The 16863-nt window shown below is 66.3% G+C and carries 14 protein-coding genes; 8 read left to right on the top strand and 6 right to left on the bottom strand.

From position 1 onward, the window contains the following. Positions 1–4 precede the first annotated feature (4 nt). Positions 5–1639, bottom strand: coding sequence for a glucose-6-phosphate isomerase (pgi, locus tag ACZ46K_RS26665; RefSeq protein ID WP_054810933.1), 1635 nt, complete (start codon positions 1637–1639; stop codon positions 5–7). 75 nt (positions 1640–1714) lie between these two features. On the opposite strand from pgi, the gene ACZ46K_RS26660 reads away from it, so the two are divergent. Continuing rightward, complete coding sequence (locus ACZ46K_RS26660; RefSeq protein WP_464745706.1) at positions 1715–3166, top strand: NAD-dependent succinate-semialdehyde dehydrogenase; 1452 nt, start codon at positions 1715–1717, stop codon at positions 3164–3166. Between the two features lie 40 nt (positions 3167–3206). On the opposite strand, the gene ACZ46K_RS26655 is transcribed toward ACZ46K_RS26660, so the two are convergent. Then, entirely contained in the window at positions 3207–3530 is a 324-nt protein-coding gene (locus tag ACZ46K_RS26655) for a chorismate mutase (RefSeq protein WP_054805351.1), read from the bottom strand. Positions 3531–3739: 209 nt separating this feature from the next. Between ACZ46K_RS26655 and pcrA the strand changes: the two genes are divergently transcribed. Then, positions 3740–6106 (top strand): DNA helicase PcrA, encoded by a 2367-nt coding sequence (gene pcrA / locus ACZ46K_RS26650; RefSeq protein ID WP_054805352.1) that lies wholly within the window; start codon positions 3740–3742, stop codon positions 6104–6106. Between the two features lie 39 nt (positions 6107–6145). Here pcrA and ACZ46K_RS26645 read toward each other — a convergent pair whose 3' ends face one another. Further along, the gene (locus ACZ46K_RS26645; protein ID WP_464745703.1) at positions 6146–7105 is read right to left on the bottom strand and encodes a M23 family metallopeptidase; all 960 of its coding nucleotides are present in this window, start codon (positions 7103–7105) and stop codon (positions 6146–6148) included. 475 nt (positions 7106–7580) lie between these two features. On the opposite strand from ACZ46K_RS26645, the gene sucC reads away from it, so the two are divergent. Together sucC and sucD are read left to right on the top strand one after the other, a co-directional pair. Then, the gene (sucC, locus tag ACZ46K_RS26640) at positions 7581–8750 is read left to right on the top strand and encodes an ADP-forming succinate--CoA ligase subunit beta (protein WP_464745701.1); all 1170 of its coding nucleotides are present in this window, start codon (positions 7581–7583) and stop codon (positions 8748–8750) included. Between the two features lie 13 nt (positions 8751–8763). Further along, entirely contained in the window at positions 8764–9666 is a 903-nt protein-coding gene (sucD, locus tag ACZ46K_RS26635; protein ID WP_464745699.1) for a succinate--CoA ligase subunit alpha, read from the top strand. 127 nt (positions 9667–9793) lie between these two features. Here sucD and ACZ46K_RS26630 read toward each other — a convergent pair whose 3' ends face one another. Further along, entirely contained in the window at positions 9794–10414 is a 621-nt protein-coding gene (locus ACZ46K_RS26630) for an IMPACT family protein (RefSeq protein WP_054805364.1), read from the bottom strand. A 64-nt stretch (positions 10415–10478) separates the two neighbouring features. Between ACZ46K_RS26630 and ACZ46K_RS26625 the strand changes: the two genes are divergently transcribed. From ACZ46K_RS26625 to purH, 4 genes are read left to right on the top strand one after another with little or no spacing between them, the layout of a single operon-like run. Then, entirely contained in the window at positions 10479–11393 is a 915-nt protein-coding gene (locus ACZ46K_RS26625; RefSeq protein WP_464745696.1) for a DUF5336 domain-containing protein, read from the top strand. A gap of 49 nt (positions 11394–11442) precedes the next feature. Further along, a complete protein-coding gene (locus tag ACZ46K_RS26620; protein ID WP_464745694.1) occupies positions 11443–13011 on the top strand; it encodes a cell division protein PerM in 1569 nt (522 codons plus the stop codon). A gap of 54 nt (positions 13012–13065) precedes the next feature. Then, a complete protein-coding gene (purN, locus tag ACZ46K_RS26615) occupies positions 13066–13713 on the top strand; it encodes a phosphoribosylglycinamide formyltransferase (RefSeq protein WP_464749479.1) in 648 nt (215 codons plus the stop codon). After that, positions 13700–15295: a bifunctional phosphoribosylaminoimidazolecarboxamide formyltransferase/IMP cyclohydrolase gene (purH, locus tag ACZ46K_RS26610; RefSeq protein ID WP_464745692.1), complete on the top strand. Its 1596-nt coding sequence runs from the start codon at positions 13700–13702 to the stop codon at positions 15293–15295. The genes purN and purH overlap by 14 nt, the downstream gene beginning before the upstream one ends. Positions 15296–15350: 55 nt before the next feature. Here the strand turns inward: purH and ACZ46K_RS26605 are convergent, their stop codons facing one another. Both ACZ46K_RS26605 and ACZ46K_RS26600 read right to left on the bottom strand, forming a co-directional pair. Then, complete coding sequence (locus tag ACZ46K_RS26605; RefSeq protein WP_464745690.1) at positions 15351–15581, bottom strand: hypothetical protein; 231 nt, start codon at positions 15579–15581, stop codon at positions 15351–15353. Between the two features lie 274 nt (positions 15582–15855). Continuing rightward, entirely contained in the window at positions 15856–16827 is a 972-nt protein-coding gene (locus ACZ46K_RS26600) for an alpha/beta hydrolase (RefSeq protein ID WP_054805358.1), read from the bottom strand. Between the last annotated feature and the right edge of the window lie 36 nt (positions 16828–16863).

Genomic DNA, 16863 nt, shown 5'->3' with positions numbered 1-16863 from the left:
TTCGTCAGCGCTGTCGCATACGGTGATACGTGCGGATGAGTGCGTCGGTCGAGGCGTCGCCCGTCGACGGGGCGCTGTCGCTCTCCAATGCCGGCTGCAACGCCGTGGCCTGGACCTTCCCCAACTCCACACCCCACTGATCGAACGAATCGATACCCCACACCACACCTTGTACGAACACCTGGTGCTCGTACAACGCGATCAGCTGGCCGAGCGTGGACGGCGACAACTGCGGCGCGAGGATCGTTGTCGACGGCCGATTGCCGGGCATCACCTTGTGCGCCACGAGGTCGTCGGCGGTGCCCTCGGCGCGGATCTGCTCCGCAGACTTCCCGAACGCCAGCACCTTCGACTGCGCCAGCATGTTCGCGATCAGGGTCGCCTGCATCGAGCCGGTGCCGTCGCGGCCCGGTAGGTCTACGAGTGCCCGCGCGAACCCGATGAAATCGGCCGGCACCAGGTGCGTGCCCTGATGTAGAAGCTGATAGAACGCGTGCTGCCCGTTCGTGCCCGGCTCACCCCAGAAGATCTCACCGGTCGGGTAATCGACGGCAGACCCGTCGACCCGCACCGACTTGCCGTTCGACTCCATCGTCAGCTGCTGCAGATACGCCGGAAACCGCACCAGGTCATTGGCATACGGCAGCACCGCCCGCGATTCGGCACCGAGGAAACTCGTGTACCACAGGCCCAATATCCCGAGCAGGATCGGAGCGTTCTCCTGTAGCGGCGCCGTGCGGAAATGGGTGTCCATCGTGTGGAAGCCGGCGAGGAGTTCCGCGAACCTGTCGCGGCCGATCGCACACATCACCGACAACCCGATCGCCGAATCCACCGAGTAACGGCCACCGACCCAGTCCCAGAATCCGAACATGTTCGCCGGATCGATGCCGAATTCGACGACCCGCTCACGATGCGTCGAGACCGCCACGAAATGCGATGCCACCGCGTCGTCTCCGAGTGCGGCGACCAGCCAGCGTCGTGCAGCCGTGGCGTTCGACAGGGTTTCGAGCGTCGAGAAGGTCTTCGAAGCCACAACGAACAACGTCGTCGCAGGGGTGAGGCCGGTGAGCACTGCCGTCAGATCTGCCGGGTCCACATTCGATACGAACCGAATCTCGGGGCCGTCGGCGTAGTACCGCATCGCGCGGGTGACCATCACCGGTCCGAGATCCGAGCCGCCGATACCGATGTTGACCACCGTCGCGATTCGCTCACCGGTGGCGCCGCGCCACTCACCCGAACGCACCCGGTCGGTGAACTCACCCATCGCGTCGAGTACCTCGTGGACCTGCGCGGCCACGTTCTCACCGTCGACGACCAGCGATGAGTCGCGGGGCAGTCGGAGTGCGGTGTGCAGCACGGAGCGGTCCTCGGTGAGGTTGATCCGCTCGCCGGCGAACATCGCGTCCCGCCGTTCCTCGACCTGCGCCGCCCGCACGAGATCGAGCAGCAACTCCAGGGTCCGGTCGGTGATCCGATGCTTGCTGTAGTCGATCGCCAGATCGCCCGCGGACGTGCACATCCGCGTGGCACGCTGAGGGTCCTGCTCGAAGAGGTCCCGCAGGTGTATCGACTCCACCTCCGCCCGATGCGCAGCGAGTTCCTGCCATTCGACCGTGGAGGTGATGTCGATCATGTCAGAAGACTATCCCTCACCAGCGGTTACTGCCGGGTTGCTGACGGGCGGTGTCCTATCAAGCATTATGAGGAAATGGACACCGCAGAGTTGATCCGTTCCGTTCCCACAGACCTGTTTCTCGGCGGCCGTTGGATACCCGCCGAGGGCGGCAACACCTTCGCCGTCCGTGACCCCGCCACCGGAGACGAACTGACCCGAGTGGCAGATTCCTCGGCCGGCGACGCCGCGAGGGCGCTCGACGCGGCCGTCGCTGCCGGACCCGACTGGGCCGCGACCCCTCCGCGGCAGCGCGGCGAGATCCTGCGGAGTGCGTTCGAGAAGATCACCGCCCGCGCTGACGACTTCGCCCACCTCATGTCGCTCGAGATGGGCAAGGCACTGCCCGAGAGCCGATCCGAAGTCGCTTACGGCGCCGAGTTCCTGCGATGGTTCTCCGAGGAAGCAGTACGCATCGCCGGTCGCTACACCCACGCCCCGGCCGGGACGGGGCGCATCCTCGTCACGAAGCAGCCGGTGGGGCCGTGCCTCGCGATCACTCCGTGGAACTTCCCTCTCGCGATGGGTACCCGGAAGATCGGCCCGGCTTTCGCTGCCGGCTGCACCATGCTGGTCAAACCCGCATCCGAAACGCCGCTGACGTTGCTGCTGCTCGCACAGATCTTCGCCGAAGCGGGACTTCCCGAAGGCGTACTGTCGGTGCTGCCGACGTCACACGCGAGCGCCGTCACCGGACCCCTCCTCGAGGACCCACGGCTGCGGAAGCTCACCTTCACCGGATCGACCGGGGTGGGCCGCTCGCTCGCCGAAGCCGCCGGCCGGTCGCTGCTGCGCACATCGCTCGAACTCGGCGGCAACGCGCCGTTCCTGGTGTTCGACGACGCCGATCTCGACGCCGCCGTCGAGGGTGCGGTGGCTGCGAAACTCCGCAACGGCGGCGAAGCCTGCACGGCCGCGAACCGATTCCACGTCGCGAACTCCGTGAAGGAAGAATTCGTCACCAGGCTGCTCGAACGGATGTCGGAATATCGGATGGGGCCGGGCACCGACCCGGAGACGACCCTCGGGCCCCTGATCAACGAATCCCAGCGAAACACGGTCGTCGAACTCGTCGACGACGCCGTCTCGGCCGGCGCGCGCGTCCGCCTCGGCGGACAGATTCCGGACGGTCCGGGGTGGTTCTATCCCGCGACGGTGATCGACGACGTTCCTCGACAGGCCCGCATCCTGCGCGAGGAAGTGTTCGGGCCCGTGGCCGCGATCAGCGGGTTCGACTCGGAAGAGGAAGCGATCGCCGCAGCGAATGCCACAGAGTACGGATTGGCGGCATACGTCTTCACCAAGGACCTGGACCGGGCATTACGCCTGTCGGATGCGATCGATTCCGGCATCCTGGGCGTCAACCGCGGAGTGGTCTCCGACGTCGCGGCGCCGTTCGGTGGTGTCAAGGACTCGGGACTCGGTCGGGAAGGCGGCAGTGAGGGGATCGAGGAGTACCTCGACACCAAGTACATCGCCCTGCAGTGACCGGCGGGGCCGTGCAGTGACCGACCGGTCGGGGCGTCTCCTAGTGGCCGAGGCGTCCCCGGCCGAGGCGCAGCAGCAACATCGCGAGGGTGTGGCCTTCCTGGCCGAGCTCGCTGAAGCGTTCGAGTACCTTCATCTCACGGCTGTGGACGAGCCTGGTGCCACCGGAGGCCATACGAGTACGGCCGATCAGACGGGACACCTCGGCGCGACGCTTGACCGCGGCCAGGATCTCCGAATCGAGCCGGTCGATCTCCTGGCGGAGCGTGTCGATCTCGGCCTCGGTGGTGGGCACCGGGTCGGTGGCGGCACCGTTCACCGCGGCAGCACCGTCGGACAGGGAAGCGTCGATGTTCGTGCTCATGTCATCTCCTCGCGTCAGCTCTGAAATCGTCCGGGAAACGGGGGCTGTTACCGGAATCGGAAAACGTCGGTGGTCGAGACGTCGAGCCGACCGTATGCTCGAAGCTCGGCCGAACGAAGGACACATGACATAGCGTCCAGTTTGCCACCCGGACACCTCGCGGCCAAGTCGGATTCGATGTCCGACCCGTCCGGTAGTTTGGGATCACGATGAACACTCCTGCAGCGCTCGCCCATTCGCTCCCCGCTTCCGACGCCCTCCTCGAGGGTCTCAATCCGCAACAGCGGGAAGCAGTCACCCACGAAGGTGCACCGCTGCTCATCGTCGCCGGAGCGGGTTCGGGAAAGACTGCGGTGCTCACCCGCCGGATCGCATACCTGCTGGCCGAGCGCGGTGTCGCACCCGGGCAGGTGCTCGCCATCACGTTCACCAACAAGGCGGCGGCCGAGATGCGCGAGCGTGTCGCGGGTCTCGTGGGGCCGCGCGCACATTCGATGTGGGTCTCGACGTTCCATTCGAGCTGCGTGCGGATTCTCCGGGCGCAATCGGCATTGCTGACCGGCATGAACTCGAACTTCACGATCTACGACTCCGATGATTCCCGTCGCCTGCTGACGATGATCGCGAAGGATCTCGAGCTCGACACCAAGAAGTACTCCGCGCGGCTGCTCGCCACCCAGATCTCGAACCTGAAGAACGAACTGATCGGCCCCGACGAGGCCGCCGCGACCGCGAGTTCCGATCCGGCTCCGCTCCCGAAGATCGTGGCGAGTGTATACGCGCAGTATCAGAAGCGGCTGCGCGCGGCCAACGCTTTCGACTTCGACGACCTGATCGGAGAGACGGTCGCGCTCCTGCAGGCTCATCCGCAGGTCACCGAGTATTACCGTCGTCGATTCCGTCACGTTCTCGTCGACGAGTACCAGGACACCAACCACGCGCAGTATGTGCTCGTGCGCACTCTCGTGGGCGACTCCGACGAACCGGCCGATGTCCCGCCGAGCGAGCTGTGCGTGGTGGGCGACGCCGACCAGTCGATCTACGCGTTCCGCGGCGCGACGATCCGCAACATCGAGGAATTCGAGCGCGACTACCCACAGGCCCGCACGATCCTGCTCGAGCAGAACTACCGGTCGACGCAGAACATCCTGTCGGCTGCGAACGCCGTCATCTCCCGCAATACCGGGCGCCGCGACAAACGACTGTGGACCGACGCCGGCACCGGTGAGGCAATCACCGGCTACGTGGCCGACAACGAGCACGACGAAGCCCGGTTCGTCGCCTCCGAGATCGACAGACTGGTCGACACCGGCGAGGTCAAGTACTCCGACATAGCCGTCTTCTACCGCACCAACAACGCTTCCCGGCCTTTCGAGGACGTGTTCATCCGTCACGGAGTGCCCTACAAGGTCGTCGGGGGAGTGCGGTTCTACGAGCGCAAGGAAGTGCGCGACGCCGTCGCGTACTTGAGGGCCCTCGACAACCCCCACGACACGGTGAGTCTGCGTCGTATCCTCAACACTCCGCGTCGCGGTATCGGCGATCGCGCCGAGGCGTGTGTCGCCGTCCATGCGGAACGGCACGGTGTGAGTTTCGGGCAGGCGCTGCTCGACGCCGCGGAAGGCAACGTCGCGTTGCTGAACACGCGTGCACAGAAGGCGATCGCGGGATTCGTCGGAATCCTCGACGATCTGAGAACGATGTTGAGCGAGACCGACGCCGACGGAAACGACGCGGTCGACATCGGCGACGTGGTCGAGGCGATCATCGAGCGCACCGGCTACCGCGCCGAACTTGCCGCCAGCGACGACCCTCAGGATGGCGCACGCCTCGACAATCTGCACGAATTGGTCAGTGTTGCACGGGAATTCAGTTCCGATGCGCGCAACGCGGCCGGTCTGGACGACGTGGCGCCTGCGGAAGGGGAGCCGGCTCCGGGGTCGCTTGCCGCGTTCCTCGAGAAGGTGTCGTTGGTGGCCGACGCCGACCAGGTCCCCGACAACGACGACGGCGTCGTCACGCTCATGACGCTGCACACCGCGAAGGGGCTCGAGTTCCCAGTGGTGTTCGTAACCGGTTGGGAAGACGGGCAATTCCCGCACATGCGGGCACTCGGAGACCCGGCTGAACTGTCCGAGGAGCGGCGCCTCGCGTACGTGGGGATCACCCGCGCGCGTCGTCGGCTCTACCTTTCCCGTGCGGTGCTGCGCTCGGCATGGGGCCAGCCTGTGACCAACCCGGAATCACGTTTCTTGCAAGAGGTTCCGCAAGAGCTCATCGATTGGCGTCGAACCGATCCGGGTCCGATGCGAGGGCAGTCCATCGGGTCGGGCACCGGATCTCGTTTCTCGGCTGGCGAATCACGCTCGGCCACTCCGAGTTTCGGCCCCGCGCGGGGCCGAAACAATCATCTCGTGCTCACCGTGGGCGATCGTGTCACGCATGACAAGTACGGACTGGGGACGGTGCTCGAAACCAAGGGTTCCGGACCCACTGCGACGGTGGTCATCGATTTCGGAAGTGCCGGCAAGGTGCGGCTGATGCTGGTCGGTGGCGTGCCGATGACCAAGCTCTGAGGGGCACCGCAGGGTCGGCGTGGTGCTCGAGTGGTGTGCTCAGTCGGCGTACTGACCGAGGGAGATCCCACGGGTGGCGAGCCACGGCAGCGGATCGATCTTGTCGACGCCGTTCAGGTGAACCTCGAAGTGCAGGTGCGGGCCGGTGGAAAATCCGCGGTTGCCCATGGTGGCGATCTGATCGCCCGCCATGACGTGCTGGCCGACGGTGACGAGCGATTCGTTGATGTGTCCGTACACGGTGATCGTGCCGTCGGCGTGGAGTAGACGGACCCACATGCCGAAGCCCTGCGCCGGACCGGAATCGATGACCTCGCCGTCGGCGACCGCGAGGATCGGGGTACCGATGGGGCCTGCAATGTCGACGCCCGCATGCAGCGTGCCCCACCGGGCTCCGAAGTTGGAGGTGTGGCTGCCGACGGCGGGCAGGACGAACAGGGGACGACGGGCGGCTTCTTCGCGCGCTGCCCGCTCCTCACTGAAACGCTGGCCCTTGGCGAGCAGGTTGGAGAACTGCGACAGATCGTTGGGATCTGCGATGTTGAGGACCTGGGGTGCCTGTGAGGGAGCTGCGCCGGCGCTCGCTGAATCGGAGGCGAACTGGGCAGCCTGCGGAACGGCGGTCGCGGTGAGGGTGTTCGCGTCCGAGGCGTCGGCGGCGAGTGCTATCTCCGAGGTCGCGGGGCTCGAACCCGAGTTGCTGGTCGCGGCCTGTCCGGCGGCGACGACGGCACCGGCGGCGACAGCAAAGACGGCTGCGCGACCTTTGAGTGCAGTGGGGGGAGTGGGGATGCGGTGGGCGCCGGTACGGGGCGCGTGGGAGTCGACGTTCTCGACCGGTTCGCTGCCGTAGTAGGTCGGTTGTGCCTTACCGGTGTTGCGGAAGTCGGTATCGCGGAAGTGCGGGGCGCCGGAGGAGTTCCAGGGATCCCAGGCCTCGTCCGGTTCGGTGGTGGAGCGGCGAGCGGGGCTGCCGGTGATCTGGCTGCCTGGACGCATGCCGTCCTCCTTCGTCGTGACCTCATCGTTACTTCGGCTGGCAGTGACGGTAACGAAATGGTCGCGTGGGTGGCAAGCCGTAAGCCCGAACCCGTCGTTTATGTGACTGGCATCACAGTTTGACCTGGCCTGATCGGGTATTTGCCCCCAGGTCACGAATTCGCCCCACTGGATATCGCCGAGATCGCAAAATGTGATCGGCGAGGACGACGTGCGGCTGTGCGCTCGACCATCGGAGTGCCGGTCGCCGTGCGATCGCAGCCACCTGTCATTCTGGGTCAGGTGGTCCTCTCGGTTGTCGTACAGTGCCCTCCCGGAGGTAACCCCGTGAGGTAGTACGAGACCTGCGGAGTCCGTGATGTGCGCCACAGAGCGCGGGCGCGGTCGTTTCGTGGGTCGTCCGAGAAACTAGAGTCCGAAATCGGCCCGCTCAATACCCCCGAGCGGGCGAGAACGCAGACGAGACGGTGAGCAGATGGATCTCTTCGAATACCAGGCGAAGGAACTCTTCGCCAAGCATGACGTGCCGACTTCGGCCGGCCGTGTGACCGACACCGTCGCCGGTGCCCGCGAGATCGCCGAGGAAATCGGCAAGCCCGTGATGGTCAAGGCGCAGGTCAAGGTCGGTGGCCGCGGCAAGGCAGGTGGCGTCAAGTACTCCGCCGACGTCGATGCCGCCCAGGCCAACGCCGAGGCTATCCTCGGCCTCGACATCAAGGGCCACGTCGTCAAGAAGCTGCTGGTCGCAGAGGCGAGTGACATCGCCGAGGAGTACTACATCTCCTTCCTGCTCGACCGCACCAACCGCACCTACCTGGCGATGTGCTCGGTGGAGGGTGGCGTCGAGATCGAGGTCACCGCCGAGGAGAATCCCGACGCACTCGCGAAGATCCCGGTCGACGCCGTCAAGGGTGTCGACCTCGCTTTCGCCCGCGAGATCGCCCAGGCCGGCAAGCTGCCCGCAGAGGTCCTCGACGCGGCCGCCAACACCATCCAGAAGCTGTGGGAGGTGTTCATCAAGGAGGACGCGCTCCTCGTCGAGGTGAACCCCCTCGTCCGCACCCCCGACGACCAGATCCTGGCGCTCGACGGCAAGGTCACCCTGGACGCCAACGCCGACTTCCGTCAGCCCGGCCACGCCGAGTTCGAGGACAAGGACGCGACGGATCCGCTCGAGCTCAAGGCCAAGGAGAACGACCTCAACTACGTCAAGCTCGACGGCGAGGTCGGAATCATCGGTAACGGCGCGGGCCTGGTCATGTCGACCCTGGACGTCGTCGCCTATGCCGGCGAGAACCACGGCGGCGTCAAGCCCGCCAACTTCCTCGACATCGGTGGCGGCGCTTCCGCTGCCGTGATGGCTGCAGGCCTCGATGTCATCCTGAACGACGCGCAGGTCAAGAGCGTGTTCGTGAACGTCTTCGGCGGCATCACCGCGTGCGACGCGGTCGCCAACGGCATCGTCGGTGCCCTGAAGACCCTGGGCGACGAGGCCAACAAGCCGCTCGTCGTGCGCCTGGACGGCAACAACGTCGAGGAGGGTCGCCGCATCCTCGCCGAGGCTGCTCACCCGCTGGTCACGGTCGTCGCCACCATGGACGAGGCTGCCGACAAGGCTGCCGAGCTCGCCTTCGCAGCGAAGTAAGGGATACAGAACAATGGCAATCTTCCTTACCAAGGATTCCAAGGTCATCGTCCAGGGCATCACCGGCGGCGAGGGCACCAAGCACACCGCACTGATGCTCAAGGCCGGCACGCAGGTCGTCGGTGGCGTCAACGCTCGCAAGGCCGGCACCACGGTCTCGCACACCGACAAGGACGGCAACGCGGTCGAGCTGCCGGTCTTCGGGACCGTCGCCGAGGCCATGAAGGAGACCGGCGCGGATGTCTCCATCGCGTTCGTTCCCCCGGCCTTCTCCAAGGACGCGATCGTCGAAGCCATCGACGCGGAGATCCCGCTGCTCGTGGTCATCACCGAGGGCATCCCGGTGCAGGACTCCGCGTACGCGTGGGCCTACAACGTCGAGAAGGGCAACAAGACCCGGATCATCGGCCCCAACTGCCCCGGCATCATCACCCCGGGCGAGGCGCTCGTCGGCATCACCCCGGCGAACATCGCCGGTACGGGCCCGGTCGGCCTGGTCTCCAAGTCGGGCACCCTGACCTACCAGATGATGTTCGAGCTGCGCGAGTACGGCTTCTCGACTGCCATCGGCATCGGCGGCGACCCGGTCATCGGTACCACCCACATCGACGCCATCGAGGCGTTCGAGAAGGATCCCGAGACCAAGGTCATCGTGATGATCGGTGAGATCGGTGGCGACGCCGAGGAGCGTGCCGCCGACTACATCAAGGCCAACGTCACCAAGCCGGTCGTCGGCTATGTGGCCGGCTTCACCGCTCCCGAGGGCAAGACCATGGGCCACGCCGGCGCCATCGTCTCCGGTTCCTCGGGCACGGCCCAGGCCAAGAAGGACGCACTCGAGGCTGCAGGGGTGAAGGTCGGCAAGACGCCGTCCGAGACCGCTGCGCTCGCGCGTGAGATCCTCGCTTCGCTCTGAGCCTGTAGCGCCTGAGCAGATTCACCGCGGCGCCTGCCCGGACCACACGGTCCGGGCAGGCGCCGCGTTCTCGTTTTCACCCGTTGGTCGCCCGACCTCTGTCCCTTCGCTCCGATCGGGGAGGGAGTCAAAGGTCGATCCATTCGGTGCCCGCGGGTTCGAGCCCACCTGCACCCGAGGTGAGCGACGCAACGAGGCCTTCGAGTTCTGTCGCATCGCCCGCGACCGTGAACACCACCTGGTCGGCGTAGGCGACGTCGAGCATTGCTACTCCGCGCCCGCGCAGTTCGGCCTCGAGCCGACCGGCGTCGGCATGCCCCACCTCCAACGTGAACTTGTCGCGTTTCTGTCGTTCGACGAGCGACGCGGTGTCCAATGCCGTCGACACAGCACCGGAGTAGGCGCGGACGAGACCTCCCGCACCGAGTTTGATGCCGCCGAACCAGCGCGTGACCACCACGACGAGGTTCACGAGATCGCGGTGGTGCAGCACCTGCAGCATCGGGACACCGGCCGTGCCGCCGGGCTCTCCGTCGTCGCTCGACCGTTCCGCCCGGTGCGCCTGATCGTCACCCACGACGAACGCCCAGCAATGGTGACGCGCGTCCGGATACGACCGACGTTGTTCGTCGACGAATGCAGTGGCGTCGCCGGACGAGTGCACCCGACGGATCGCGGCGAGGAACCGTGAATTCTTCACCTCCGTCTCGACGACGATGTCCGATCCTGGCGCGAGTGTGTGCGGCATGGCCACCATTCTGGCGCCGGGTGCATAGGGTGGTCATCAGCGACCGACTACTGCAGGAGGATCGATGTCATACCCCAGCGGCCCATCCGTCCAGAGCAAGGTTGTGCCGTTGCTGTTGCCGATCGGCGTGGCGGTGCTCGGCGTCGTGAACTTCATCGTCGGGCTGGCCCCGTACGTGAGGATCACGTTCGGCTCGTTCGTGTCGTTGTCGTCGTTCGACTTCGGGTTTGCAGTCGTGCCGCTGGCGTTGCTGCTGTTCGGCGGCGGTTGTGCGGCTCTGTCGTTGCTGCCCGGTCAGGATCTGCGCGCGGCCGCGGTGGTCGCGTCGGGGGTCGGTTTCGTGACGTCGATGTTCCAGCTGTTCCACCTGCCCCAGGACACAGGTATCGCCTGGGGTGGCGTGACGATTCTCGTTCTCGGTCTCCTGCAGACGGCGCTCGCCGTGTTCGCGCTGCTCTTCGGGATCGGCGTGCTGGTGCCGGGACAACGCCCTGCCCCGCAGGGCGCGTACGGACAGGGCTTCCCGCAGCAACCCCTCCCGCAAGGTGCACCCCAGCCGGTCGGTCCCCAGCAGGGCGGTCCGCAGCAGAGCCAGCAGTTTCCGACGGGCCGGTTCGACACGCAGTATCCCGCCCAGCAGTTCGGAGCCCAGCAGTTCGGAACTCAGCAGTTCGGAGTGCCGCAGCAACCCGGTCAGACGCAGTACCCGGGGATGCAGCAGCACTACCCGGGCCACCAGGGCGCGTTCTCGGGGCAGAGTCCCCAGCAGGCGCCCTACAGCGAATACCTGCAGCCGTACGCGGCGGCACAGCGCGACGCGGAGCAGCCGCACGAGCCTGCCCAGCCGCACGAGCCTGCCCAGTCACAGGATGCCGAGCCCGAGCCGTCCCGCGACACCGGATCGGCCACGGCGCCTGTGGCGGAGAACACCGATGATGCGCCGACCCAGGTGTTTCGTGCACCCGACGACCAGCGGTGATCGGCGCGCCTGACGCAGTCGGCCGACCGACGGTGTAACCATCGAGATGATGACTTCGACGCTAGGCCGGCCAATTCGGCACACACCTTCCGAGGACGACCGGATCGACTCGGAGCGCTTCCGGATCCTGATCGCAGCGGCGGCGCGTGTTCCCGCAGTGACGATCGCCTTCGTCGCGACCGTCGTGGTGATCACGATGGTCGCGGTGAACAGTGATCTCACGGGAATCTACGCAGCGATCGCCGGGACGTGGCTTGCACTGCATCAGGTGACCCTGACGATCGACGGCACGTCACTCGGCGTGCTGCCATTGCTCCCCACGGGGCTGATCGTGTGGCAGGCTGCGCGGGCAAGCGCCGCAGCCGTGGATGCGACCATCGACCACACCGAACAGAACCTGACGCTGCAGGACGCCGCGCGGATCGTCGTCGCGACCCTTGCGGGGCCCTTGATCGTCACCGTGGTCGCGCTCGTCGTGATGCAGGATGCCGCGGGTGTGCTCCCGGTGGCGCCACCCAACGCGGCTGCCGCTCTCGCATGGGTGAACGGTCTGTATTTGCTGGCCGCCGTGTTGGGGATCGGTGCCCGGACATGGCCCGTGATGTGTCGGCGGTACGACGTTCCCGAATGGCTCGTTCTGTCGGTGCGTCCGGCGATGCGAGCGCTGCTGAGCATGTTCGCGATGGGTGGCGTACTCACCCTGGTCGGCATGGTGTTGTCGTGGACCACGATGGGCGACCTGCTCGAGCGCGGTGGGGGAGTCGTCGGCGTCCTCGGGCTGACAGTGCTGTCCATTCTCTATCTCCCCAACGTCTTCCTCGGCGCCTCGTCGATTCTTGCCGGTAGTACCGTGCAGTTCGGCGACGTCCGATTGAGTCTGTTCGAGGCGAGCGGCGGCGACCTGCCGGCACTCCCCGTCCTCGCCGTGATTCCGGCCGGTCCCGCAGCTGCATTCTGGCCGGTGATGCTGGCTGTTCCCGCGACTGTCGGCGCGCTCGCGGGCAGGTTCGTCGCTCACCGCGTCCTGCAGGCACAGGCCGACGGTGTTCCGGTGCGCAGCGCCGACGCGTCGCTGACGCTTCTCGCGGCCGCCGCACAGACCGGCGTCACGATCGCGCTGCTGACCTGGGCTGCGGGTGGCCCGCTGGGGATATTCGGGATCGTGGGCAGCAACTGGTGGCTCACGGGTGTTCTGGTCTTCGCGTGGGTCGGGTTGCTCGGGCTGATCACCGCACAGCTGCTGATGTGGCGCGAAGGCAGGTTCGCTGCGGCACAGGCGGTCGAGGACGCGTACGACGACTACGAGGACGATGACGACCTCGATTCCGATGATGACGACGTCGATGTCGACGACGAGATCAAGGCGATCGAGGGGCCCGATGCGGTGGCTACCGATGACCTCGACGATGCCGACGATGCCGAAGACGCCGAGGAGGCCGAAGACGCCGCCGACGACCCGAACGTCATCGAGGCCGAAGTCGTCGACCTCGACGAAGACGAGACGGACACGGACGAGACGGACACGGACGAGACGGATACCGACGAATCGGATGCGGGGGCGGCGCCCGACACTGTCGACGGGGAGGTCGAAGTCAAGCGTGAGAAGGACGGCGACTAGTCTCTGAAGCGGCCGCCTTTCCGGCCTGCCCCCTCGAGTTCCAGGAGTAGAGCGCTGACTGCCTCGCGTGACCAGCTGCCGCCCACCGCGCCCGCGCGGATCGTCGTCCTCGCTTCGGGCACGGGAAGTCTTCTGCGCTCGCTCATCGACGCGGCTCTCACCGGCGGGTATCCCGCGCAGATCGTCGCAGTCGGCGTCGACCGCGAGTGCACCGCGCAGGAGCACGCCGACGCCGCCGACATCCCGCAATTCAAGACGACACTGCGGGACTACGCCGACCGCGGCGAATGGGATCGCGCTCTCACCAAGGCCGTCGCCGAACACGAACCCGACCTGATCGTCACCGCTGGGTTCATGAAGATCCTCGGCACCGCGTTCCTCGAACGATTCGGCGGGCGCATCATCAACACGCACCCCGCTCTGCTGCCGGCGTTCCCCGGTGCGCATGCTGTCCCCGATGCGCTGGCGTACGGCGTGAAGGTCACCGGGTCGACCGTGCACCTCGTCGACGGTGGTGTCGACACCGGGCCGATACTTGCGCAGGAACCCGTGCCGGTCCTCGACGGCGACGACGAGGCTGCCCTGCACGAACGCATCAAGATTGTGGAACGACGCTTGCTGGTCGACGTTGTCGCCGCCGTCGCGACCCGTGGAGTTGTATCCGATGGACGAAAGGCCGTGATCCCCAGTGACCGAACGTAAGGCTGTGCGCCGCGCACTGGTCAGCGTCTACGACAAGAGCGGACTGGCCGAGCTGGCGAGTGGGCTGCACGATGCGGGCGTCGAACTGGTGTCCACCGGCTCCACTGCCGCGACGATCGCCGGAGCAGGAGTGCCCGTGACTCGCGTCGAGGAGCTCACCGGGTTCCCCGAATGCCTCGAAGGTCGCGTCAAGACGCTGCACCCGCGCGTGCACGCCGGCATCCTCGCCGACACGCGTAAGCAGGACCACCTCGACCAGATCGCTGATCTCGGCATCGAGGCGTTCGAGCTGGTGATCGTCAATCTGTATCCGTTCACGCAGACCGTGGCCTCGGGCGCGACCCCCGACGAGTGTGTCGAGCAGATCGACATCGGCGGTCCGTCCATGGTGCGCGCCGCGGCGAAGAACCACCCGTCGGTCGCGGTGGTCGTCGATCCCGACGCCTACGGTGACGTCCTCGACGCCGTCAAGGGCGGCGGATTCACGCTCGCGCAGCGCAAGCGTCTTGCGTCGCAGGCTTTCCAGCACACCGCTGCGTACGACGTCGCGGTCGCGAGCTGGATGAACAGCGGTTATGCAGCCGAGGCGGGGGTGAGCGAAGTGACGGGGGGTGTCGCAGAGGAAGTGCAGTCGCAGTTCCCGGCGTGGGCGGGAGCCACGTGGACCCGTTCGAACGTGCTGCGTTACGGCGAGAACCCGCACCAGGCTGCCGCGCTGTACGTGTCCGAGGGCGGCGAGCCCGGATTGGCGCAGGCCGAGCAGTTCCACGGCAAGGAAATGTCGTACAACAATTACCAGGACGCCGACGCTGCGTGGCGTGCCGCGCACGACCACAGCGAGCCGTGCGTCGCGATCATCAAGCATGCCAACCCGTGTGGCATCGCGATCGCCGACGACGTCGCTACGGCTCACCGCAATGCGCACGAATGCGATCCGGTCTCGGCATTCGGTGGCGTGATCGCCGCGAACCGTGAGGTGAGCGTGAAGATGGCCGAGCAGGTCGCCGAGATCTTCACCGAGGTGATCATTGCTCCGTCGTACGCCGACGGCGCCGTCGAGGTGCTCTCGCGTAAGAAGAACATCCGCATCCTGCGCGCGGATTCGCCGAAGGCCGCGCAGATCGAGATGCGTCAGATCTCGGGTGGCCTGCTCCTGCAGGAGCGCGACGCGCTCACCGCAGAGGGCGATTCGCCCGCCAACTGGCAGCTTGCGTGCGGTGACCCTGCGGACGCGGCGACCCTGCGCGACCTCGAGTTCGCGTGGCGCACGGTGCGTGCCGTGAAGTCGAACGCGATCCTGCTGGTGTCGGGCGGCGCGACCGTCGGCGTCGGTATGGGCCAGGTCAACCGGGTCGATTCGTCGCGGCTCGCGGTGACTCGCGCCGGCGATCGGGTCGTCGGTTCCGTTGCAGCGTCCGACGCGTTCTTCCCGTTCGCGGACGGCCTGCAGGTTCTGACCGAGGCGGGCGTCAAGGCCGTGGTGCAACCGGGTGGATCGGTGCGCGACAACGAGGTCATCGACGCTGCTCGCGAGGCCGGGATCACGCTGTACCTGACGGGTGCGCGCCACTTCGCGCACTGATCTCGAGCTGAGCGAACCTTTTCGCAGGGCCACCGCCCACTCGCAGTTGCCGTTCTCAGGCGGCGTGCGGGTGGGCGGTCTGCTGTGCGGGGGCGTCGAGGACGCCGCGATCGTCTGCGATGACCAGGCGCGCAGCGCCGCGGTCGAGCAGTTTGCGGATGAGGACCGCAGCTTCAGCGCCCTTTTCGGCGTCCACGTGGCTGAGGTCGATCGTGATGGCGTGGCCCGTCAGATCGTCGGGTAGATCCTTCGGGATCTCGCCGGTAGGGGTGAGTCGGAATTTCATGGTGTTCTCCTGTCGGAAGGTAAAGAAAAAGGCACCCGGGGCGATGTGCCCGGGTGCCCGAGAGGCCAGTCGTTGAGGACTTTATTCTCGGGGTTGCCGCGAGGCTACGTGGGAGTGGAAGAACGCGAACGGAACGGAACGGCGCTTGCAGAACTGATGCTTGTGATGCATCGGACCGTACCTTTCTCGTGTACTCCAGCGGGTTAACGGCAAACCATACACTATCGACGCGAAAGCGACATTTTGTATTCCGCGCAGGTTGCGGGTGCCCTGGTCAGAGGGATGCGAGCCATTTCTGGAACCCGGAGGTGAACTCCTGGGAGTACGGCAGGTCGGCGACGTAGTCGGAACCGGTGGACTGCTGGTCGCCGATGTCCTTGAGAACGTGGTTGGTGCGCTGCATGCGCAGCGACGTCAACCGAGTGTGTACGAGCGCGGAGTCGAGCGCGTCGACGTCTTCGATGCGGACCTGGATGTCCTTCGACGAGACGGTCGTGAGGACGGGGAGATTGCCTTCGACCTGCGCGGCGAGCATCCGCGGATCGAGCGCGTCCTCTTCGGCGAGTGCCTTAGCGTTCGCCGAGACCAGACCCGCATTGCGCAGCGGCTCGGGCAGGTTGTCGCTCAGTGTGCCGTCGGCGCGCAGTGACTCGACCGCGCCCGCCAGCGCGACACGCAGTTCGTCGGCGATCTGCACGGGCAGCTGTCGCGCGGACACCACGGCGTCGAGCTGGGCGTCGATCTGGGCGGTGAGTAGGTCGAGGAGGCGCACGGCCAGCGGCTCGAGCAGTCCGAGGCCCTTGATGTCGTGTTCGGTGCGGGCGTTGTCCTGAGCGAGCGACAGGGCGATCAGTGCGCCCTCGCTGTGCCCGATGACGTACATCCGAGAGGAATCGACGCCGCGTTGCCGAGCGAGGAAGGCCAGTGCGTCGGCGGCGGCATCGATGAAGGTCGAGAACCCGAGATCGGCGACGTCCTCGACGTCGTAGGGGCCCAGGCCCGTGGTGCCGCTGCCGAGCTTGTCGTAGCGCAGGCTCGCGAATCCGTTGTCTTCGAGGACGTCGGCAAGGTGCCGGAGGGTGCCGATCTGTCCCGGGAGCAGGGAGCTGTCGCCGTTGCGATCGGTGGGGCCGCTGCCTGCGAGCAACAGGACTGCCGGTACCGCTCCCTTGATCGAGACGGGGATGCGCATGCTGCCGTGCAGGGTCACATCGCCGCTGGAAAAGGTGATCTCGGTGTCCGACATGTCATTTGTCTATCAGAAGGGCCGCACCCTGCGAAC

The sequence above is a fragment of the Rhodococcus sp. JCM 9793 genome (genome assembly GCF_055380405.1).
The sequence above is the reverse complement of the archived record's forward strand: the minus strand, read 5'-3'. Positions and strand labels throughout refer to the sequence as shown.